Source organism: Kitasatospora viridis, assembly GCF_007829815.1.
GTDB lineage: Bacteria > Actinomycetota > Actinomycetes > Streptomycetales > Streptomycetaceae > Kitasatospora > Kitasatospora viridis.
In genome coordinates, this window is record NZ_VIWT01000009.1 from 75,495 (window position 1) to 97,511 (window position 22,017).

Below are 22,017 nucleotides of genomic sequence, written 5' to 3' on the forward strand. Positions count from 1 at the left end.
CGTCGACCAGATCGACGTCATGGCGCCCTGCCAGCGTCCCGGCGGCAGCTCATGACATGCAATACATCGGATCTATTGATCGAGGATGCTATAGCAGCCCGTAACGTGCTGGCAATACGTCCGACATCCTGTGAGGCGCAGGGTTCCGAGCGGCTCGCAGTGCGTCACCCACGGGCTTCGAAGCAGGGCTCCGGACTGCATGGCCGGCACCGTCGCGGCTTCGGGGGGCAGGGCTGATTCGTCGGACCATGCCGCGGTGGCCGAGGTTCCCGCCGAGTGAAGCGGTCGCGGATTTCCCTATGAAACCGGGACACATCTCCTAAATCGGCGCCCAATCAACAGGGCTGCGGGGCTTGACATCGGATGTATTGTCACGCCACCGTGGTGCCCCACCAGCACCCCGCATCAGGCCCCACCCAGGCCTCTCCGGCCCCGGCGACGCTGCGGGCCCCAGTTCGACACCCACCCCACCCCCCGCGACGCGGCGGGGAGCCGCGAACGCTCCGCCGCGGACAGAAGGACTGCACAGATGCGACCCATCCCTCCCCAAACCCTCCGGCTCAGACTCCTGGCCTCCGCCGGTGCCGTCACCCTGGCGGCCGGCTTCACCGCGTTCACCTTCGGCGCCGCCAACGCCGCGAGCCCCGCCGCCCCGGTCACCCTCTACGCCTCGCCCACCGGCAGCGGATCCAAGTGCTCGGCCTCGGAGCCCTGCTCGCTCGGCGGTGCGCAGAGCGCCGTCCGCGGCCTCAACCCCGGCCGCAAGGGCGGAGATGTCACCGTCGACCTGTTGGACGGCACCTACCGGCCCACCAGCACCTGGGCGTTCTCCGCCGCCGACTCCGGGAGCCCGGGCCACCCGGTCGTCTGGCAGGCCGCGCCCGGCGCGCACCCCGTGATCTCCGGCGCCTCCCAGGTCACCGGCTGGACCCAGGTCGGAACCTCCGGCGTCTGGTCCGCCCCGGTGCCCGCCGGGAGCGCGAGCCGGCAGCTTTACGTGAACGGGCACGAAGCGCCCATCGCGCAGGCGAGCCGGACGGAACTGGGCTTCAACGCCGCCGGCAGGTGGGGCGGTTCCTCCACCGGCTACGACATCAGCAATGACAGCACGGCCACCGCCTGGTTCGCCGCCCTCACCCCCGCCCAGGTGGCCGGGGTGGAGTTCACCTACCCGGGTGGCAACGGCCAGTGGACCGAGCCCCGCTGCCGCGTCGCCTCCTACGCCGACGGCAAGCTGACCATGGCCCAGCCGTGCTGGGCCGACACGACCGCGCGCTCCGGCTTCAGCCAAGGCAGCGGCGGCCTGCCCTCGATGCCTCCCAACTCCAGGCCGACCCTGATCGAGAACGCCCGGACCCTGCTGCACCCCGGGCAGTGGTTCCTCGACTCCGCCGCGAACACGCTCTACTACCAGCCGTCCGCCGGGCAGCAGATGAGCGGCCTGGACGTCGAACTCCCCCACCTGGAGAGCCTGGTCCAGGGGGCCGGGACGCTGGCCGCGCCGCTGCACGACCTGACCCTCAAGGGCCTGCAGTTCTCCTACGCCACCTGGAACGCGCCGTCCGCCCCGTCCGGTTTCGCCGAGGTGCAGAGCAACCTGCGGTTCACCGGCGCCACCAACCAGAACATGTGCACCCACTCCCACCCCGCCGGCTCCTGCCCGTGGGGCTCGCTGACCCAGCCGCTGGCCAACGTCGCCTTCACCGCCGCGAAGAACGTCACCCTGACCGGCAACCGCTTCGCCGAACTCGGCGGCGCCGGACTGAGCCTGATGTACGGCGCGGCCGACACCCAGGTGCGGGGCAACGAGTTCACCGACATCGCCTCGACGGGCCTGCTGCTCGGCTGCACCTCCGACCCCAACCCCACCAACCCCAACCCCACCACCGACCCCGACACCCCCGACGTGATCAAGCAGGGCTGCACGCCCGATGCCTCGGCGGTCAGTGGGGACACCATCGGCACCAATGAGATCCTCACCGGCACCGCGGTCTCCGACAACGTGATCCACCACGTCGGCACCGACTACCCCGCCGCCCCCGGGATCACGCTGCTCTTCTCCCAGGGCACCACGATCACCCACAACGACCTCTACGACCTGCCCTACACCGGGATCACCGCGGGCGTCATCCAGGGCCACGTCGACCAGGCCAGGACGCCGCAGAACAGCGTCAACATCAACCAGGACAACACGATCAGCGACAACCTCATCCACGACTACCTCTCCGTGCGCTCGGACGGCGGCGCGGTCTACGTCGAGGGCCACCAGGCCCAGTACTACGACGCCAACGGGAAGCCGGTCGGCTACAAGGCCGCCGACCCGACCCGGACCCTCGCCCACGGCCTCCAGGTGACGGGCAACGTCGCCTACAACGGCGGCAACGCCAACTTCACCTACTACGACGACGCCGGTTCCGAGTGGATCAACTGGCAGGGCAACGTCGCCTTCAGCGCAGGGCGGTACGCCACCGGCGGGTGCAGCCCGACCGGACACATCTGGGTCACCGGCAACTACACCTCGGCCGCCGTCAACGTCCAGTCGTGCAACGGCCCGACCGACATGCACGTCAGCGGGAACACCAAGATCCCCGGACACCCCGGGCCCGACGACCTGTCGGCGCTGCCCGCGGCGCTGCTGAACGGTGCGGGCGTGCGCGCCGCGAACCACCCGCTGCCCGCCGCGGGGGCCCAGTCGTTCTACACCTCGGAGGTCTCGGCCACCGACCAGGTGCTGGTAGCCGGTGAAGGCTTCACCGCCAACACCCAGGTCTACGAGGGCGACACGCCCGTCAGCAGCTCCGACATCCACGTCCTGTCCAGCGGACTCCTCGTCGCCACGGTCCGGCCCGGGACCCAGAGCAGCCAGATCTGGGTCGGCAACCGCATCGACGACACCGACCCGGCGATCGCCTACAACGGGTTCAAGGACGGCTCGCACCGCGGCTACGGCGACCTCGGCGACGACGTCCACTGGGCCACCAAGGACGGCTCCACCGCCAGCTACACCTTCACCGGCGGCTTCGTCCAGGTCTACGGCGAGCAGTCCACCGACCAGGGCACCCTGGGCGTCACCATCGACAACGGCACCCAGCAGACCGTCAACACCGTGCCCGCCGACGGACAGCGCCACACCAACGTGCCCGTCTACACCGCCAGCGGCCTCGACTCCGGCACCCACACCATCACCGTCACCAAGCTCTCCGGCCAGTACGCCACCCTCGACGGGTTCGGCACGGGGGCCACCGCACCGTCCTGGACCCGCCTCGACGACACCGACGAGGCGATCGCCTACGACGGGTTCACCACCAGCGCGCACCGCGGCTACGGCGACCTCGGCGACGACGTCCACGCCGCCACCGAGGACGGCTCCACCGCCACCTACCACTTCACCGGCAGCTACCTCCAGGTCTTCGGCGAGCAGTCCACCGACCAGGGCACCCTGGGCATCTCCATCGACAACGGCACCCAGCAGATCGTCAACACCGTGCCCGCCGACGGACAGCGCCACAGCAACGTGCCCGTCTACACCGTCAGCGGCCTCGGCCCCGACTCCCACACCGTCGTCGTCACCAAGCTCTCCGGCACCTACGCCACGCTCGACGGCTTCGGAGCCCTGTAGCCACCGACCGCGAATGACTCCGGCGGAGCGTCCAGACGCTCCGCCGGAGTCATTCGCGGTCGGTGATCCCGGCCACACAGCCGGTGCCTCCAAGGTGAACTGATGGTCCGTCAGAGTTCCCACGCCACCGGTAGGCCGGCCGCCGCGCCGTCGGCGGAGTAGTCGTGGACCACGTCCAGCAGCTCGGCCATCCGGGCCTGCCAGGCGATGTTCACCGGCAGGTGCTCCAACTCGGCGAGCAGGCGGGCGTAGTCCTCGCACTCCAGCAGGTGGAACAGCTCGCATCCGCTGCGCCAGATCGTCCAGGAGCCGACCCCGGCCGCCCGGATGGCGGCGGCGAGCTCGGCGGGCACCGCTCGGTGCGCGGCCTCGTACTCCTCGATCCGGTCCTCGCGGACCCGGGTGTGCAGGGCGATCCTCATGGTTGGTACTCCGGGTGGCTGGGGTTCGACGATGATGACGTGCAGGTCTGGTTCTCGCGGGCGACGGCCCGGGCGGTCCGCCTCGGCTCAGCTCCCCGTAGGGGTGGGGACCTCGGGCGACAGCAGGCCCAAGTCCTTGAGGTCGTGCCAGAGTTCGGCCGGCACGGGGTGCTGGAGCAGTGCGGCGGCGTCCTCGGCCTCGGCGGCGCTGCGGGTGCCGACCAGGACGCTCGCCACGGCCGGGTGCCCGAACGGGAACTGCAGGGCGGCTGCCCGCAGCGGCACGCCGTGGCGTTCGCAGACGGCCTTCAGCTCCAGGGCGCGGTGCAGCAGGTCGTCGGGCGCCGCCGCGTAGTCGAAGGTGGCGCCGGGCTTGGGGTCGGCCAGCAGGCCGGAGTTGAAGACACCTCCGACGACCACGCCGACCCCGCGTTCGGCCGCCAGCGGCAGCAGTTCGTCGAGGCCGCGCTGGTCGAGCAGGCTGTAGCGGCCGGCCAGCAGGACCACGTCGAGGTCGGCCTCGCGGACGAACCGGGCGAGCAGGTCGGCCTGGTTCATGCCGACGCCGATCGCGCCGAGCACGCCCTGGTCGCGCAGCCGGGCCAGCTCCGGGAGGGCCTGGGTGAGGGCCTGTTCGGCGTGGTCGTCGGGGTCGTGCAGGTAGGCGACGTCGATCCGGTCCACCCCGAGCCGGTTCAGGCTCTCCTCGACGGAGAACCCCACGCCCGTGGCGCTGAAGTCCCAGCGCCGCCGGTGGGTGGCGGGCACGGCGAAGCCGTTGGCGAGGTCGTCGCCGTCGGCCTCCGGGGCCGGTTCGAGCAGCCGGCCGACCTTGGTCGACAGCACGTACTGGTCCCGGGGCCGGTCGCGGAGCGCCTCGCCGAGCCGCCGCTCGGACAGGCCGAGGCCGTAGTGCGGGGCGGTGTCGAAGTAGCGGATACCGGCCTGCCAGGCGGCGTCCACCGCCGCCTCGGCCTGGGCGTCGGAGACCGGGGTGAACAGGTTGCCGATGCCGGCGGCGCCGAAGGCCAGCGCGCTGACCCGGACGGCGCTGGAGCCGAGGCGGTGCCGGGGGATCGTCACGGCGCCGGCTCCGCTCGCAGGCGCAGGCCCGCCATGCCGCCGTCGACCGGGAGCGCGGTGCCGGTGGTGCTGGCGGCGGCGGGGGAGGCGAGGTAGGCGATGGCGGCGGCCACCTCCCGGGCGGTGACCAGGCGGCCGGTGGGCTGACGGGCGTTCAGCGCGGCGCGCTCGGCTGACGGGTCGTCGGCGGCGTCGAGCAGCCGGCCGACCCACGGGGTCTCCACGGTGCCGGGGTTGACGCAGTTGACCCTGATTCCCTCGCGCACGTGGTCGGCGGCCATCGCCAGGGTCAGCGAGAGCACCGCGCCCTTGCTCGCCGAGTAGAGGGCGCGCTGCGGCAGGCCGGCGGTGGCTGCGATCGAGCAGGTGTTGACGATCGCGGCGTGCGCGGAGTTCCGCAGGTGCGGCAGCGCGGCCCGGCTCACCCGCACGATGCCCAGCACGTTGACGTCCAGCACCCGGTGCCACTGCTCGTCGGGGTTGTCGGCCACCGTGCCGGTGGCGCCGATGCCGGCGTTGTTGACCAGGATGTCGATGCCGCCCAGGCGTTCGGCCGCGCCGGCCACCGCGTCGCGGACCGAGGCGTCGTCGCTGACGTCGGCGGTGAAGCCGAGCAGCGGCTCGGTGAGGCTGCTCGGGTCGAGGTCGAGCACGGCGACCTGGGCGCCGCGCGCACTCAGCAGCTCCGCCGTGGCCAGGCCGATGCCGGAGGCGCCGCCGGTGACCACCGCCTTCAGGCCGTCGAGGCTGATGGCGGTCATGCGGTCGGCTCCGTCGTGATGGGCTCCGCGGTCGTGCCGGCCAGGTCGGCCGCCCAGAACGCGCCGAGCGGGTAGCTGAAGGTGTCGATGGTGGCCTGGTGCATCTGGGCCGAGAACCCGGGGCGGGAGGGGGCCTGGTAGTGGCCGTTGTTGATCACCACCGGGTCGAGGAAGTGCTCGTGCAGGTGGTCGACGTACTCGATGACCCGGTCCTCGGTGGTGCCGGAGAGCGCGACGTAGTCGAACATCGACAGGTGCTGCACCAGTTCGCACAGGCCCACGCCGCCGGCGTGCGGGCAGACCGGGACCTCGAACTTGGCGGCGAGCAGCAGGATCGCCAGGTTCTCGTTGACGCCCGCGACCCGGGCGGAGTCCAGTTGCAGGACGTCGATCGCCTCGGCCTGGAGCAGCTGCTTGAAGACGATCCGGTTCTGCACGTGCTCGCCGGTGGCGACCTTGACGGGGTGGACCTCGCGCCGGATGGTGGCGTGGCCGAGGATGTCGTCGGGGCTGGTGGGTTCCTCGATCCAGTACGGGTCGAACTCGGCCAGCGCCCAGGTCCATTCGATCGCCTGGTCGACGTCCCAGCGCTGGTTGGCGTCGATCGCCATCCGGATGTCTGGGCCGACGGCCTCCCGGGCGGTGCGGCAGCGCCGGATGTCGTCGGCCAGGTCGGCGCCGACCTTCAGCTTGATCTGGGTGTAGCCGTCGGCGACCGCCTGCTTGGCCAGTCGGATCAGCTTCTCGTCGGAGTAGCCGAGCCAGCCGGGCGAGGTGGTGTAGGCGGGGTAGCCGCGGGTCAGCAGGTGGTCGGCCCGGTCGGCGGCACCGGCCCTGCCCCGGCGGAGTAGGTCCAGCGCGTCCTCGGGGGTGAGGGCGTCACTGATGTAGCGGAAGTCGATCTGGGAGACCAGCCACTCGGGCTCGGCGTCGGCGAGCAGCTGCCACAGCGGCTTGCCCTCGCGCTTGGCGGCCAGGTCCCAGACGGCGTTGACCACGGCGCCGATCGCCATGTGCATCACGCCCTTCTCCGGGCCGAGCCAGCGCAGTTGGCTGTCGCCGATCAGGTCGCGGGAGAGCGAGCCGGGGTCGGCGCACAGGTCCGCGACCGAACGGCCGACCACGTGCTCGCGCAGCGCGTCGATGGCGGCGACCTGCACGTCGTTGCCGCGGCCGATGGTGAAGGTGAAGCCGTGGCCCTCGTGCCCGCCGGCGGAAGTCCGCAGGATCACGTAGGCGGCGGAGTAGTCGGGGTCGGGGTTCATCGCGTCGGACCCGTCCAGCTCCCGGGAGGTGGGGAACCGGATGTCGTAGGTGTCGAGGGCGGTGATCCGCGCAGGGGTGGGGGAGGAGGCGAGCACGTCGGTGCCTTTCACGCGTCGCTGAACGACTGGCGCTTGCTGCCGGGTCAGTTGCTGGAGACGCATCGTGGATTGCCCATACACAGCCAGATACATCGGAGCTCTCTGGCTGACTCCGACCATACGAGCAGGGGCTCGACGGGCGCAAGAAGTCATCCGATGTCTCTTCCGGGGTCAGCTGGGACTACCGGCAATTCCGCACCTCAAGGAAGTGATTGCGGTCCACGCTGCACTGTCTGGAAGCCCGGATGTCACAAATGGGAATCATCAGAGGTCTGCTCTTGTCAGCCACGTTTCCGGCTCGTAAGGTCCTCGGTACCGCAAGCCATCCGATGATTGCGAGGGCGCTCTCCGTCACCACCACCCCTGCGAGCGTCATGGATCGGCACCGGCTGCCCGCCCGGAAACGAGGGCCGAGTGGGCAGCCGGTCCCGGGCCCCGAGCGGACTCACCACGACCACGCTCACGCGGGTCCCGTCCGAAGAGCCCTACCGCACTGCTCCCCCCACCCGCGCCGCAGCGCGCGATCTGCACTTCAGTCAAGGAGACCAGCACCATGGCCACTCGCTCCTCCAGAGTCGCGGCGACCGCCGCCACCGTGATCGTGTTGGCGGGTCTCGCCACCGCCTGCAACCGCGGCAGCTCGGCCGGCTCCGCGGCGAGCGGCAAGCCGAAGATCGGCATCGACCTGCCGCGCGCAGACTCCGACTTCTGGAACTCCTACGCGCAGTACATCAAGTCGGGCGTCTCCTCCCAGGGCCTGAACACCCTGCCGGTGACCAACTCGCAGAACGACGTCACCAAGCTGGTCGCCAACGTCCAGGTCTTCGAGAACACCGGCGCCAAGGCCGTGGTGATGGCCCCTCAGGACACCGGCGCGATCGCCTCCACCCTGGACACCCTCGCCGCCAAGAAGATCCCGGTGGTCAGCGTGGACACCCGCCCCGACAAGGGGCAGGTGTACATGGTGGTGCGCGCCGACAACAAGGCGTACGGCACCAAGGCCTGCGAGTTCCTCGGCAAGCAGCTCGCCGGCAAGGGCAAGGTCGCCGAACTCCAGGGCGACCTCACCTCGATCAACGGCCGCGACCGCTCCGAGGCCTTCGCCTCCTGCATGAAGAGCGAGTTCCCCGGCATCCAGGTGATCGAGCTGGCCACCAACTGGGACGGCTCGGTCGCCTCCAGCAAGCTGCAGACCACGCTCGCCCAGAACCCGGACCTGAACGGCATCTACATGCAGGCCGGCGGCGTCTTCCTGCAGCCGACCCTGGCCTTGCTCCAGCAGAAGGGCCTGCTCAAGCCGGCCGGCCAGCCCGGCCACATCAGCATCGTCTCCAACGACGGCATCCCGCAGGAGTTCGACGCGATCCGCAAGGGCCAGATCGACGCGACCATCTCGCAGCCCGCCGACCTCTACGCCAAGTACGCCCTGTACTACGCCGAGTCCGCCGCCGAGGGCAAGACCTTCCAGCCCGGCCCCACCGACCACAACTCGACGATCATCTCGCTGCCCAACGGCCTGGAGGACCAGCTGCCCGCCCCGCTGGTCACCAAGGACAACGTCGACGACAAGTCCCTGTGGGGCAACAACGTCGGCCACTGACCCCCGACCCACCCGGCGCGGCGGCCCACCGCACCCCTGCGACAGCCGCCGCCCTCTCCGTGGAAAGGTAGGACACCCGCCATGGCGGACCCCAGCCCCGCCCGGGGCCCCGTCGTCGAGGCCGACGGGATCAGCAAGCGCTTCGGCGCCACCGTCGCCCTGCGCGACGCCCGCATCTCGGTCGCCCCCGGCGAGTCGCACGCGCTGGTCGGGCGCAACGGCGCGGGCAAGTCCACCCTCGTCTCGATCCTGACGGGCCTTCAGCAGGCCGACACCGGCACCCTGCGCTTCAACGGCGAGCCGGCCCCCGCCGCCGGCGACACCGACGCCTGGCGCGCCCGGGTCGCCTGCGTCTACCAGCGCTCCACCATCATCCCGGCGCTCAGCGTCGCCGAGAACCTCTTCCTGAACCGGCAGAGCCTCAGCGCCCTGCGGCCCGTCAGCTGGAAGAAGCTGCGGGCCCGGGCCGGCGAACTGCTCGGCGAATACGGCGTGGACGTCGATCCGAACGCCCGCGCCGAGGAACTGACGGTCGAGCAGCGGCAGTTCGTGGAGATCGCCCGGGCGCTCTCGTTCGGCGCCCGGTTCATCATCCTCGACGAGCCCACCGCCAAGCTGGACGCCCGCGGCATCGAGCGGCTCTTCGCCAAGCTGCGCGAACTCCAGGCGCAGGGCGTCGCGTTCCTGTTCATCTCGCACCACCTCCAGGAGGTCTACGACCTCTGCGCCACCGTGACGGTGTACCGCGACGCCCGGCACATCACCACCGCCCCGGTCGCCGACCTCGACCAGCAGGCCCTGGTGGAGGCGATGACCGGCGAGGCCTCGCGCGGCACCGGGCCCGCCTGGTCCGTGACCGGACGGGGCACGTCGGCCGGCACGCCGCTGCTGCAGGCCACCGGGCTCAGCCTGGCCGGCTCCTACCAGGACTGCTCGCTGACCGCCCGGGCCGGCGAGGTGGTCGGGCTGGCCGGCGCGGCCGCCAGCGGCAACGTCCAGTTCGGCGAGACGCTGGCCGGACTGCACCGCCCGCAGGCCGGCACGATCACCGTCGCCGACCGCCCGGTGCGCACGGGCAAGGTCCCGGCCGCGCTCGCCGCCGGCATCGGCTTCGTCCCGGAGGACCGCCACATCCAGGGCCTGGTGCCGCAGCGCAGCGTCGCGGAGAACGCCACCCTGACCGTGGGCGACCAGCTGGGCCCGTTCGGCACCGTGCTGCCCTCGCGCACCAAGGCCTTCGCCGAGCGCATGATCGCCGACCTGGACATCAAGACCCCCGGGGCCACCACCCCCGTCTCGGCGCTCTCCGGCGGCAACCAGCAGAAGGTCGTCATCGCCCGAGCACTCGCGACCCAGCCGCACGTGCTGGTCGCCATCCGCCCCACCAACGGCGTGGACATCAAGTCCAAGGAGTCCCTGCTCGGCACCATCCGCCAGGTCGCCGACCAGGGCAGGACCGCCGTGATCGTCTCGGACGAACTCGACGACCTGCGCGCCTGCGACCGCGTGCTGGCCATGTTCCACGGCCGCGTCGTCGCCGAGTTCGAACACGGCTGGAGCGACGAACAGCTGGTCACCGCCATGGAGGGCATGACCGGCCCGACCGACCCGAAGGAAGACCATGTCACCCACCACTGACCTCAGTGGGCCCCCGGCCACCGCCGCCCTGGTCCCCGCCGGTCGCCGCTTCGACCTGGCCCGCTACCGCGACCTGTCCCTGGTGCCGGTCCTGCTGGTCCTGGGCATCATCGGCTTCGCCGTCTCGCCCGCCTTCCTCACCACCGACAACCTGCTCGGCGTCGGCCAACAGGCCACCGAGCTCAGCCTGCTGGTGCTCGGCGAGGCACTGATCCTGATCGCCGGCCGGATGGACCTCTCGCTGGAGTCCACCATCGGCGTCGCCCCGGTGATCGCCATGTGGCTGGTCCTGCCCGACCACGGCGGCCGCTTCAACGGCATCGGCCTCTTCCCGAGCTGGACCGCCATCCCGCTCTGCCTCGCCGTCGGCGCCGTGATCGGCGCGATCAACGGCTTCCTGATCCTCAAGCTGCGCCTCAACGGCTTCATCGTCACCCTCGGCGCGCTCACCCTGCTGCGCGGCCTCCAAGTCGCCGTCTCCCAGGGTCAGTCCATCGTCGACGTGCCCTCCTCCTTCCGCTACCTGGGCTCCGCCAGCTGGTTCGGCGCACCCGCCGCGATCTGGATCTGCGCCCTGCTCTTCCTGCTCGGCGGCTGCGCGCTGGCCTGGCTGCGGCACGGCCGCGCGCTGTACGCGATCGGCGGCAACGCCGAGGCCGCCCGCGCGGCGGGCATCCGGGTGGACCGGATCGTCTGGATCGTGCTGATCCTCGGCGGCACCCTGGCCGCCTTCGCCGGCGTGCTCTACACCGGCCACTACGGCTCGATCTCCGCCGACCAGGGCAACGGCTGGATCTTCCAGGTCTTCGCCGCCACCGTGATCGGCGGGGTGAGCCTCAACGGCGGCCGCGGCACCCTGTTCGGCGCCCTCACCGGTGTGCTCACCCTCCAACTGGTCGTCAACGTGATGACCCTGGCCGGCGTCCCGCCGCTGTGGAACCAGTTCCTCAACGGCGCGATCATCATCGTCGCGCTGATCATCTCCCGCTTCGCCTCCGGCGAGAAGCAGGAGTGACGGACCGTCAGATCTGAACCACGGAGCCGCCGGAGCGGCGCGATCACCCGGTGCGAGGCCGCCGATCGCGCCGCCCCGGCCCCCAGGTCGTACCAGTACAGCCGAACCAGCACAGGGAGGTGCGGGAACCATGGCGGTGACCGACCAGGCGATCGAGAAGATCAAGGAGATGATCGTCTCGGGCACGCTGAGCCCGGGAGCGCGGCTGCCCAACGAGGCCGACCTCTCCGAACAACTCGGCCTCTCCCGCAGCTCGCTGCGCGAGGCCGTCCGAGCCCTCACCGCGATGCGGATCCTCGTCGCCAAGCAGGGCGACGGCACCTACGTCTCCGGCCTCGAACCGCACCTGCTGCTGGAGGCGATGACCTTCGCCGCCGACGTCTCCCACGGCCACACCGCCCGCCAACTCCTGCAAGTCCGGCGCCTGTTGGAACCACAGGCCGCCGCCCTGGCCGCCGGCCTGCTCAGCGGCGACCAGCTCGCCGCCCTGCGCACCATCCTCGACCGCAGCGAACAGGCCGCCACCATCGAGGAATTCATCGAACTCGACGTCGAGTTCCACCGCACCATCGCCGACGCCGTCGGCAACCCGGTCCTCTCCACCCTGCTCGGCATCCTCTCCACCCACACCCAGCGCCTGCGCATCGTCCGCGGCACCATCCTCCAGCCCCCGGCCGGAGGGACCCCCGCGCCCAGCGCGCGCGAACAGGCCCACCGCGAGCACGAGACCATCTGGCGGGCGCTGGTCGCCCGCGACGCCACCCTCGCGGCCGGCGCCAGCGCGGTGCACGTGGCCGCCGTGGAGGACTGGCTGGCCAGCGGAAGCACGCACGACCCCGCCGTCCTCGCCGGCATCACCCCGTAGCACCCACGTCGAGGCCCCGGACCTCCGACTCTCCGCCGCCCGGCGTGAGAACCCCCACTGCCAGGACGGTCTGACGACACGTGAAGAGACGCACCGCACCCCCGGCGGCAGTCAGCGCCACCATCCTGCTACTGACCGGCTCCCTCGCCGCCTGCTCGACCAGCCCCGCCCCGACGCCCGCCGGCGCGGCGGCCGCCATCGGGATCGACAACCCGCGTACCGACACCGCCTTCTGGAAGGCCTACGCGCAGTACCTCGCACACGACGCCGCCGACCAGCACCTGAGCGTGCTCCCGCCGACCGAATCGGACGGCGACGACGCGAAGTTCACCGCGAACGTCACGGCACTCGCCACCCACGGCCCCAAGGCGATCGTCATGGCACCGCAGGACACGGTCAACACCGGAGCCGTGCTCGACGACCTGCTCGCCAGGCACATCGACGCGGTCAGCGTCGACACCGTGCCGGAGACCGGCTACGTCTACATGGTGGTGCGGGCCGACAACCGGGCCCTGGGCACCCAGGCCTGCGAGTTCCTCGGCAAACGGCTCGGCGGCACGGGCAAGGTCGCCGAACTGCAGGGCGCGCTGGCCTCGATCAACGGCTACGACCGCTCCCAGGCCTTCGCCTCCTGCATGAAGAACGAGTTCCCCCGGATCCAGCTGATCGAGCTGGCCACCGACTGGACCGGCGCCGTCGCCTCCGCCAAGCTCCGGTCCGCGCTGGCCGGCAACCCCGACCTGAACGGCGTCTACCTGCAGTCCGGCGGCGCCTTCCTCCAGCCCACCCTCGCCCTGCTCCAGCAGCAGGGCCTGCTCAAGCCCGCCGGCCAGCCCGGCCACATCACCATCGCCGCCAACGACGGCACCCCGCAGGAGCTCGACGCGATCCGCAAGGGCCAGATCGACGCCACCGTCTCCCAACCCGCCGACCTCTACGCCAAGTACGCCCTGTACTACGCCGAGGCCGCGGCCCAGGACAAGACCTTCCAGCCCGGCCCGACCGACCACGACTCGACCGTCATCCAGCTCCCCAACGGCCTGGAGGACCAGCTCCCGTCCTCGCTGGTCACCAAGGACAACGTCGACGACAAGGCGCTCTGGGGGAACGCCACCGGCGCCTGACGGCGGTGCCGCTGGCACCTGACGGCAGCGCTCGTGCCGACGGCAGGCAGCTGACCGCCGCACGGGGCGGGCCCCAGCGGCGCCCGGGTGGGTGGTCTCAGCCGTTCCGGTGGGGTGGTTCCCAGACCGAGCAGTCGTGGGCGAAGAGGACTCGTTGTGGGTCGAAGTCGCTGAGGCGCTCCAGCCAGGGTTGGTAGGTGGGAAGCGGCTGTTCTAGGCCTTGGCGGGCTGCATGGTGAGCCAGGTGGTCCGATGCGAAGTGGGACGCGAAGTCGTGTGCCTGGCCGGCGAGGACCACGGTGCCATCGCTCTGTCGGACCACGAGCGACTGGTGCCCTTCGGTGTGCCCGGGGGTGGGGATGATCCGGACCCCCGGCCAGACCTCGACCTCGCCGTCGATCTCCTCGTAGGTCGCGCCGGGAAAGTCGATGAGTTGGTCGATGGTGTAGCCGCCTCGGCGGGCAGCGGCCAACTCCACGGCCTGCACCAGGATCGGCTTGCCGCCGAGCAGTGGGTTCCCTCCGCAGTGGTCGAAGTGGAGGTGGCAGTTCACGACCAGGGAGACGTCCGCGAGGGTGACTCCCGCAGCCGCTAGGGCGCTCTCCAACGCCCTGCGCTGGGGTCGGTAGTGGGCTTCGGTCTCGGGATCCACGGCACCGACGCCGGTGTCGAAGAGGATCAGTCTGTCGTCGCGCCGCACCAGATAGGCGAGCACGGGTTCAACTCGCGGCTGAGGGCCACCGGTCTCCGAGGCAGGTCGGACGAAGTAGCCCAGGTCGAGTCGACGCACCGCCGTGTCATTGCCCATCCGGTCATCGTGGCAGGCAGCCGCGTCCGTTCCGGGGCTGTCCGCCGAGAGCGGACGCGGACGGACGTGCTGTGCGGACAGCCGATCCGGCTCCCCGCCGTGCCGATTCCGGGCCAGTGATCATAGGCGGCCAGTGACCGCATGACGGGCCGGCCGGTGTGCCGCAGGTGGGTGTGCGCGTGACGCAGCTACCTGGCCTCGGACGTGAAACCGAGCATCGCCAGCATCTAGGATCCCCGACTGACGGTGCATCGCGTACGGTGCACGGCGCCCGCGGTGCGGGAGCAGGACGGGGAACGGGGGAGCAGCCGTGGTGTGGCTGGCGGTGGGGAGGGTGGGGCACGACGCCCACCCGCTCGGGTTCGACGGCATCTGGGGGCTGATCGCCCTGGCGTTGCTGCTCGGCTGGGTGGCGGTCTTCCGCAGGGAGCTGCGGCGCAGCAAGGCAGGGTTCGGCACCGGACCCGGGTTCACCGCCGGGCCGCCCGCCGACTCCGCGCCGGTCTCGCCCGCCCTCGCCGCGCTGATCGTCGGCGGCGTCTGGGCCCGCGCCGACGCCGAGGCGGCCACCCTGCTCGACCTGGCCGCCCGCGGCCTGATCAGGATCGACCCGACCGGCCCCGGCGCGCGCGACGCGCTGGTCACCGTGACCGCCGACGCCGCGCAGGCGGAGGCGCTGCTGCCGTACGAGCGGCAGGTGCTGCACAGGGTGGCCCGGATCGCGGTCGGCGGCCAGGTGCCGCTGGGGGCGCTGGCCCGCGGCGGCACCGGCCAGAGCTCGACCTGGCAGCGGGAGTTCCGCAAGGCGGTCGAGGCGGAGGGCCGCGAGCGCGGCCTGCTGCGGGACCGCTACGACCGCAGTCGGCGGCGCCTGCTGATGCTGCTCGCGGTGCTGCCCGTCGCCGCCTTCTGGCTCGCGATGGCTCTCCCGCACGGCAGTTGGATCGGCAGCCCGCCGCTCGCCCTGCTGCCGTGGCTGCTGGTGGCCGGCACCGCCGACGCGGCCGGCAAGTTCCCGGTGGCCACCGCGGCGGCCCGCCCGGAGCACTGGCAGCAGTACGGCGAGCGGCTGGCCGCCGAGGGCGCCGCCACCCGCACGCCAGCCTCGGCGACCACTGGCGACCGCACCCTCGCCTACGCGGCGGCGCTCGGCGTCGCCCGCACCGCCGCCGCGGCCGTCCGCTTCGGCACCCCCGACCCGCGCCGGGCCTGGTCCACCCAGGGCGGGCAGTGGCACCAGGTGCAGCTGCGCCGGGCCCGGTTCGGCAGCCTCGCGGCGCCCGGCCGGATGGCGGCGGTGGGCGGGACCGCCGGACTGCTGCTGCTCGGCCTGGTCGCCCTGGTGGTGCGCGCGGCCGGGCAGCGCGACGCGTGGGGCCAGCCCGTGGTCTCCGCGCCCGCCGCCGTCTACGGCGGTGGCCTGCTGGGCGCGTTGGCCCTGGTCGGCCTGGCCTGCGCGGCGATCGGGATCCTCGACCTGCGGCACCGTCAGGAGGTCGTCGGCGAGCTGGTCCGGGCCCACCGGACCGCCGTGGGCGGCAAGCAGCCCGCCCGGGTGGCGGTGGATCCGGGCACCGGCGGGACGATCTGGGTGCTGCCGGTGCGCCCGGAGCTGCTGGACGGGCTGACGGAGGGTCAGCGGGTGCGGCTCACCCGCTCCCGCTGGCGCGGGTACGTGCACGACGTCGTCCCCGACGACGCGCACCCGGCCGCTGGGGGCCGGCCGGGTGCGATCGGCGGGGCGTCAGGGATGGACGGATCGGGAATGGGTTGACCGGGTGTCAGGCCCAGGACCCCGGGGTCCTGGGCCGTCCGAGGTCAGGGTGTCAGGGTGTCAGGGTGTCGGAGAGCGTCAGGCGTCGGCGCAGATCGCGAAGACGCTGATGCCCACGGAGCCGGCGCCGGGCTGGTGGCCGACGCCGATCCAGCCGTCGTTGTTGTCGGTCGGGAAACTGCCGTTCAGGATCGAGTCGTTGCCGCGCGCCTCGGCGCCGCCGCCGATCGCCTTCTTGCCGGCCGGGCAGTAGACGGTGCGGCGCTCGAAGTTGCCGACGTTGGCGTTGCCCAGCCTGACCACCTGGTAGCCGGGGATCGCGCGGGTCTGGCTCGGCGTGTTCGCCGACCGCTCGCCGGAGGCGTTCGCCTGCACGGCCAGCCCGACCCCGCCGGCCAGCACGACTGCCAGCAGGCCTGCCCCGATGGTGGTGTGACGACGCGTCATCTGGTGTCCCTCCGCTGCGGCGGGAAGCTCGTTCGTTCCCGCACTACTGAAGGGATCGGCCGAATGGCGCAGCGGGTTGAGCAGATGCATCCGATCGGGTGATGCGGCTCGGGATGTTGACGGGCGGCGGCGACGGTGTCTTGCTCTCGCGCCGTCGAACTGCCGCGCTCAGACGCCGAACCAGCGCCCGGTCGCCGACCGCAGTCCGGCCAGCTCGGTTCGGTCCGGGCGGGGTGAGCCGCTGGCCCAGGCCAGGTAGCCGTCGGGGCGGACCAGCAGGGCGGTCAGGCCGGACGGGCCGCCCTGGGCGCGGACCACCTCGATCCCGTCCTGGTCCGTCGGCAGCGCCGCGGCCGGGCCGCCGCCCTCGGTCAGATCGACCAGCAACGGCCGTCCGCTCCGGGCGAGTTCGGCCAGCCGGACCTTCCGATCGTCGACCACCAGCTCCAGCTCCGGCGCGAACCGGCCGACGGCGGGGTGCGGGTCGGCGAGGCCCATGTCGTAGCGCACGTCGCTGCCCGCGATCAGATCGGCGAGCCGCTGGACCACCGGCTGTTCGGTGAGCAGCTCGCCGAACAGCTCGCGCAGCGCGGTGGCGTCGCCGCCGGGAGCGCTGAGCGCCGCCTGCGCCTGGGAGTTGAGCACCATCCGACGGGCGGCCAGGCGGCGCTCGGCGTCGTAGGAGTCGAGCAGGCCGGCCGGCGCGCCACCGCGCAGCTCGGCGGCCAGCTTCCAGCCGAGGTTGGCCGCGTCCTGCAGGCCCAGGTTCAGGCCGGGGCCGCCGCCGGAGGCGTACACGTGGGCCGCGTCGCCGACCAGCAGCACCCGGCCGTCGCGGAACCGCTCGGCCACCCGGGTGTTGCCGCCGGCCAGCCGCCGCAGCACGTGCGGGCCCGGGCCGTCCGGCGGGCCGAGCGGCAGCTCGACGCCGAGCACCCGGCGGACGCTCGCCGCCAACTCCGCCAGCGTCATGGGCTCCTCGGTGGCCGGCTGGTCCCACTCGGTGGTGCTGACCAGCGGCGGGTGCCCGGGGAACGGTGCGTAGGAGAAGCCGCCCTGCTCGGTGAGGTGCGGCAGGAACGGCAGCACCCGGCCGTGGCCCGGGATGTCCAGGGCCCCGGTCACCGGGTCGATCCAGTCGGTGGGCACCGAGGCGTGCGCCGTGCGGTTGGTGCGGCGGTCGTAGCTGACGCCCGGGAAGGCCGTGCCGGTGCTCTTGCGCACCACGCTGTGCGCGCCGTCCGCGCCCACCAGGTAGTGGGCGCGCAACTGCCGCACGCCGTCCGGGCCGACGACGTCGACCGTGACGCCGTCCGGGTCCTGCGCCACGGCGGTGACCCGGTGGCCGCGCCGCACCTCGACGCCGAGCTCGCGGGCCCGCTCGGCCAGCAGCTCGACGATCCGGTGCTGCGGGGCGGCCAGCCCGAAGACCGGACTCGCCTCCAGCAGACCGAGGTTGAGGGCCGCGCTGGCGAACATGAAGTAGGCGGTGTTGGGCTGCGGGGGAGCGGAGCCGCCACCGAGCGGCTCGTACAGGCCCCGGTGGTCGGCCAGGCGCACGACCTGGCCGAGCAGGCCGTTGGCCTTGGGCTCGGTGCTCGGCTCGACGAGCTGCTCCAGCACGATCGGGCGCACACCGGCCAGGCTCAACTCGCAGGCCAGCATCAGCCCGTTGGGGCCGCCTCCGGCGATGATCACATCGGCTGTCGGGTCGGTTGTCGGGTCGGTTGTCGGACCGGCCGTCACTTCGTCTGTCACGGGACACACTCCTAGGTGTGAACGGGAATGGGATGGCACCACTGGCCGGGGCCGGGGCCGGGGGCGCTCACGGAGCCGGCAGGCCGGCGGCCACCTGGTCGAAGACCTGGGCCAGCACGGCGCCGAGCGGCTGGGCTGCGCCGGGTCTCAGGCTGTGCTCGACGGCCACGCCGTTGGCGGCGCCGACCACGGCGGCCACCAGCTTGGGGTAGACGTCGCGTTCGGGGTCGGTGCCGGTGCGTCGGGCGATGGCGGTGGCGAGTTCCTGCTGGGCGGTGGCGTTGGCCTTGACGATCTCGCCGGCCAGCGCGGGCTCGGCCAGCATCAGCCGTACGCCCTCGGCCCAGCGCTCGTTCTGTGGGCTGGACGAGCCCGGCGGGGCGAATTGGTTCAGCACGGCGTGCAGCAGCGCGTCCCAGAGCGGCTCGCCGGCCGGGCGGGCGAGCAGGTCGTCGCCCACCCGGAGCATCCGTTCCAGGTGGCTGGCGGCGATCGCCTCGGCCTTGCCCGCGAAGTAGTTGCGGAAGGTGCGGACCGAGACGTTCGCCTCGGCGGCGATCTGATCGACCGTCACGTTCGCCCAGCCGTGCAGCACGCAGAGCCGGATCGCCGCCTGGCTCAGTGCGACCCTGGTCTCCCGCTTCTTGCGCTCGCGGAGTCCCTGCTGCGACGGGGTGCTGGGGGTGCCGGGGGCGTGGTCCTCGTCCGTTGGTGCCATGTGAGGAGCGTACGGCGATTCTTGCCGCGACGGCAAGCTTTCCAGCATGGAAAACTTGCCGTGATGGCAAGATTGCTCGGTCTGCAGCCCGGGCCGTAGCCCGGGTGGACGGGACTGCGGGTCGGACAAGTCCCGGCGGGGAACGGTGGGTTAGGGTGTGGCTCTTGATCATCTGGGATCGCCGGAGCTGACAGGGGGACCGACACCATGCCGGATGCCGTGGGACCGTTCGCCGAGTACCAACCCGAGCCGGGCGAGCGCGCCGAGCGGGCGAAGGTGGACATCGTCCTGGCGGTGGCCGCCGACGTGCTGCCGATCGCCCGGGTGCAGTCGGACGTGCGCGGGAACACGCCCGAGTACTGGGCCGAGCGGGTAGCCCGCCGGGTCTCCGCCGGCGCGGGCGAACTCGTGGTGGTGGCCCGGGTCGACGGCGACACGGCCGGCTACGGCACGGCGTCCCTGCTGCCCGAGCACGAGGACGGCGCCCCGGCCGGCTGGTACCTCAGCGGCGTGACCGTCGCCCACGCCTGGCGCCGCAAGGGCATCGGCCGCGCCCTCACCGAGTGGCGGATGGCCTGGCTGCGCGAACGCGATGCAGAGGTCTGGTGTTTCGTCTCAGCGCGAAACCCCGCCTCGATCGACCTCCACCGCGCACTCGGCTTCACCGAGGAACGGCGCGGCCCGTCCTTCCAGGGCGTCACCTTCGGCGGCGGCGAGGGCGTCCTGCTGGTGGCCCGCGCCTGACCCGACGGTCCGTCAGGGCCGGGGCCTCTCATCAGCCAGCCGGTCATTCGTCCGGCTGGCTGGACCGGCTGCAGGCCAGTACCCCGGAGATGTTCGCCAGCCGTGTGGTCAGCGTGTCCTGGTCGCCCCGCCCGAGGACGGACAGGGACACCTCGGCGGTCGCCTGGTGCGTCGGCTCCAGCTCCCGGGAGGACGAGGACAGGGTGCTCAGCTCGACGATGGTGAACCCGCCGCGCGTGACCTCGGCGAGCAACTCGCGCAGCAGCCCCATGCCCGCCCGGTAGGTGATCCGGTAAGTGGCCGGGACGGAGCCCAACTGCGGCAGCCGGTGCGCCAACGGCCGCAGACCGTAGGCGAGCAGGAAGTACGCGCCGGTGGCCAGCAGCGCCAGCACGGGCAGCCCGGCCGCAGCGGCCGACCCGATCGCCGCGGTGAGCCAGATTGTCGCGGCCGTGGTCAGCCCGCGGACCGAGCCGCGCTGGACGAAGATCACCCCGGCCCCGATGAACCCGAGCCCCGACACGATCTGCGCGGCCATCCGCGACGGGTCCACCTGCACCAGGCCCGACCGCAGCACATCGGTGAACCCGTACTTGCTGATCAGCGTGAACAGCGCCGCGCCGAGCCCGACGACGGTGTACGTGCGCAGGCCCGCCGCCTTCTGCCGGATCTCGCGCTCCAACCCGATGGCACCCGACAGCACCAGCGCGATCCCGAACTCGGCCGCCTGCGTCCACCCCTCCCCGAACGGCTCGTAGACCCCGCTCATTCTCGTCCTCCACCTCCGGGCGCGTACCCCGCCCCCCGACCGTCCCACACCCGCGCCGCAGCGCGCCGCCTCCGGCCATCGCCGCCCGGTTGCGTTCACCCGATCGACGGCGGGCCGGTGCTGACGGCCCGTCGACCCGCCTCGTCAGGCAGCGCACACGCGCCTACGTGATCCGGGCGCTGTCCACGAGACGTAACCGAACCGGCAGCCCGTCCCCTTCCTGCCCGACCCGGGAGGGGGCCCGTATCGTAGGCGCGCAGGTTGCTCACGTGTTCGGGGGTTGGGTGCGCATCACAGATCACGTTCGGTGGGATCGGGGCTTCCCGGTGAAGTACCTCGTCGTCCAGGAGGACGAGGACGGCGTGGAACAGCTCTGGGGGAGGTGCGCGGGCGTTGAAGGGCTGTTCGTCGACCCGGTCCCGCCGCCACGGGAGATCCTCACCCTGCGCGGATGCAGCCCCGACGGTCTCCTGAGCGAGGTCCTGGCCGAGCCCGACAGCTCGATGCGGAGCCTGGGCGACATGTGCGTCGAGGTCTGGGACGACGAGCAGCCCGTGCAGTGGTGGACTCTCGTCGATGCGGTCGTGGTGGCCCGTCAACCCCACCCCGGCGACCCGGCGCGGTACGACATCGTGCTCGGCGCCGGCGTGAGGAACGAGGAGAGCTTCCTCGAACTGCCAGCGACACCACGCTTCGAGCTCTTCGCGGGACGGATGGTTGCTGCTGCGAGCGCGGGCCGGTGCTCCGCCGTGGACGGTCTGTTCAAGCAGCGAGCGGACCCCGCTCCCGTCCCGATGGAGCTGATCGGCTGCGAGGCCACGGAGCCAGTGCTCATGGGGACTCGGCGACCGCGCCGGCGAACACCGGGCTGGGCCGATCTCCTGGTACTGGATCGCCACGGCGCTGTGATGGCCTCGCGCACCGTCGACCTGGCCATCACCGGAGCGCGCCCGTCCGTGCTCGGCGATGGACTGGAAGACATCACCCTCACCGACGGCGGCGCCGACCGACCATCGCCGGCGGCCCGCCCGATCTGGGCGCAGTGGTACCAGGGCCCGCCGGCCGCCCCCAACCTGTGGGCGCCGTACGACTCGCAGGGCAGGGCCGCGTGGCTCGACCTCACCACCCGTGCCTGGCGGGTGCCCGCGCCCCGACCGGACCGCTCCGGCGGCGACCACCACCTCGACGGCCGGTTCGTCACGGACGTCCCCGGGCTGCACTGCGCGATCGGCGAGGCCCTGCTCGGCCCCGGCCGCTACTTCGGCCGGGAGTGGAACGCCTTCAGGGACTGCCTGTGCGGTGGATTCGGAGTGGCACCGCCCTTCACCCTGACCTGGCACGACTCCGAAGTCGCACGCCGCGCACTGGCGGACGTCGTAGAGGATCCGGAGGGCCAGCTCTCCTACTTCGAGGAGATCGTGCGACTCCTCGAACAGCGCGGCGTCACGGTCGTGCTCCGGTAGCCCGCACGAAGGCTTCTGTGGGAAGAGCCCAGCCCGGCTCTTGAC

At 72.1% G+C, this 22,017-nt stretch carries 18 protein-coding genes; 9 read left to right on the forward strand and 9 right to left on the reverse strand.

From position 1 onward, the window contains the following. Positions 1-529 precede the first annotated feature (529 nt). Positions 530-3,619, forward strand: coding sequence for a hypothetical protein (locus tag FHX73_RS43440; RefSeq protein WP_145911655.1), 3,090 nt, complete (start codon positions 530-532; stop codon positions 3,617-3,619). Positions 3,620-3,729: 110 nt separating this feature from the next. Here FHX73_RS43440 and FHX73_RS43445 read toward each other — a convergent pair whose 3' ends face one another. The 4 genes from FHX73_RS43445 to FHX73_RS43460 form a co-directional block, all read right to left on the reverse strand. Further along, positions 3,730-4,041: an L-rhamnose mutarotase gene (locus FHX73_RS43445; protein ID WP_145911656.1), complete on the reverse strand. Its 312-nt coding sequence runs from the start codon at positions 4,039-4,041 to the stop codon at positions 3,730-3,732. An 87-nt stretch (positions 4,042-4,128) separates the two neighbouring features. Continuing rightward, a complete protein-coding gene (locus tag FHX73_RS43450) occupies positions 4,129-5,118 on the reverse strand; it encodes an aldo/keto reductase (protein WP_425461489.1) in 990 nt (329 codons plus the stop codon). A 2-nt stretch (positions 5,119-5,120) separates the two neighbouring features. Next, positions 5,121-5,885, reverse strand: a complete 765-nt coding sequence (locus FHX73_RS43455) for an SDR family NAD(P)-dependent oxidoreductase (protein ID WP_145911658.1) — start codon at positions 5,883-5,885, stop codon at positions 5,121-5,123. Then, positions 5,882-7,261: an L-fuconate dehydratase gene (locus tag FHX73_RS43460; protein ID WP_246214250.1), complete on the reverse strand. Its 1,380-nt coding sequence runs from the start codon at positions 7,259-7,261 to the stop codon at positions 5,882-5,884. The genes FHX73_RS43455 and FHX73_RS43460 overlap by 4 nt, the downstream gene beginning before the upstream one ends. 541 nt (positions 7,262-7,802) lie before the next feature. On the opposite strand from FHX73_RS43460, the gene FHX73_RS43465 reads away from it, so the two are divergent. The 5 genes from FHX73_RS43465 (at position 7,803) to FHX73_RS43485 (ending at position 13,491) form a co-directional block, all read left to right on the forward strand. Next, on the forward strand, positions 7,803-8,849 hold the full coding sequence (locus FHX73_RS43465; protein WP_145911660.1) for a sugar ABC transporter substrate-binding protein: 1,047 nt from the start codon (positions 7,803-7,805) through the stop codon (positions 8,847-8,849). Positions 8,850-8,930: 81 nt separating this feature from the next. Further along, positions 8,931-10,487 (forward strand): sugar ABC transporter ATP-binding protein, encoded by a 1,557-nt coding sequence (locus FHX73_RS43470; RefSeq protein WP_145911661.1) that lies wholly within the window; start codon positions 8,931-8,933, stop codon positions 10,485-10,487. Next, positions 10,471-11,502, forward strand: coding sequence for an ABC transporter permease (locus tag FHX73_RS43475; protein WP_145911662.1), 1,032 nt, complete (start codon positions 10,471-10,473; stop codon positions 11,500-11,502). Before FHX73_RS43470 ends, FHX73_RS43475 begins: the two co-directional genes overlap by 17 nt. Positions 11,503-11,632: 130 nt before the next feature. Continuing rightward, complete coding sequence (locus FHX73_RS43480) at positions 11,633-12,367, forward strand: FadR/GntR family transcriptional regulator (RefSeq protein ID WP_145911663.1); 735 nt, start codon at positions 11,633-11,635, stop codon at positions 12,365-12,367. Positions 12,368-12,447: 80 nt separating this feature from the next. Then, entirely contained in the window at positions 12,448-13,491 is a 1,044-nt protein-coding gene (locus tag FHX73_RS43485) for a sugar ABC transporter substrate-binding protein (protein WP_145911664.1), read from the forward strand. Positions 13,492-13,588: 97 nt separating this feature from the next. Here the strand turns inward: FHX73_RS43485 and FHX73_RS43490 are convergent, their stop codons facing one another. After that, positions 13,589-14,299 (reverse strand): N-acyl homoserine lactonase family protein, encoded by a 711-nt coding sequence (locus FHX73_RS43490; protein ID WP_145911665.1) that lies wholly within the window; start codon positions 14,297-14,299, stop codon positions 13,589-13,591. A gap of 310 nt (positions 14,300-14,609) precedes the next feature. Here FHX73_RS43490 and FHX73_RS43495 point away from each other — a divergent pair, with 310 nt between their 5' ends. After that, positions 14,610-16,073: a DUF2207 family protein gene (locus FHX73_RS43495; RefSeq protein ID WP_170305346.1), complete on the forward strand. Its 1,464-nt coding sequence runs from the start codon at positions 14,610-14,612 to the stop codon at positions 16,071-16,073. 78 nt (positions 16,074-16,151) lie between these two features. On the opposite strand, the gene FHX73_RS43500 is transcribed toward FHX73_RS43495, so the two are convergent. From FHX73_RS43500 to FHX73_RS43510, 3 genes are all read right to left on the reverse strand, one after another. Beyond that, positions 16,152-16,520 (reverse strand): hypothetical protein, encoded by a 369-nt coding sequence (locus FHX73_RS43500; protein WP_145911667.1) that lies wholly within the window; start codon positions 16,518-16,520, stop codon positions 16,152-16,154. Positions 16,521-16,688: 168 nt separating this feature from the next. Beyond that, entirely contained in the window at positions 16,689-18,278 is a 1,590-nt protein-coding gene (locus FHX73_RS43505; RefSeq protein ID WP_246214251.1) for an FAD-dependent monooxygenase, read from the reverse strand. A gap of 67 nt (positions 18,279-18,345) precedes the next feature. Further along, positions 18,346-18,996, reverse strand: a complete 651-nt coding sequence (locus FHX73_RS43510; RefSeq protein ID WP_145911668.1) for an acyl-CoA-like ligand-binding transcription factor — start codon at positions 18,994-18,996, stop codon at positions 18,346-18,348. A gap of 207 nt (positions 18,997-19,203) precedes the next feature. Between FHX73_RS43510 and FHX73_RS43515 the strand changes: the two genes are divergently transcribed. Then, positions 19,204-19,740, forward strand: a complete 537-nt coding sequence (locus FHX73_RS43515) for a GNAT family N-acetyltransferase (protein ID WP_145911669.1) — start codon at positions 19,204-19,206, stop codon at positions 19,738-19,740. Between the two features lie 43 nt (positions 19,741-19,783). Here the strand turns inward: FHX73_RS43515 and FHX73_RS43520 are convergent, their stop codons facing one another. Beyond that, positions 19,784-20,509 carry an MgtC/SapB family protein gene (locus FHX73_RS43520; protein WP_145911670.1) on the reverse strand — a complete coding sequence of 242 codons (726 nt, stop codon included), beginning with the start codon at positions 20,507-20,509 and terminating at the stop codon, positions 19,784-19,786. Positions 20,510-20,835: 326 nt separating this feature from the next. Here FHX73_RS43520 and FHX73_RS43525 point away from each other — a divergent pair, with 326 nt between their 5' ends. Next, positions 20,836-21,972 (forward strand): barstar family protein, encoded by a 1,137-nt coding sequence (locus tag FHX73_RS43525; protein WP_145911671.1) that lies wholly within the window; start codon positions 20,836-20,838, stop codon positions 21,970-21,972. Positions 21,973-22,017: the final 45 nt, after the last annotated feature.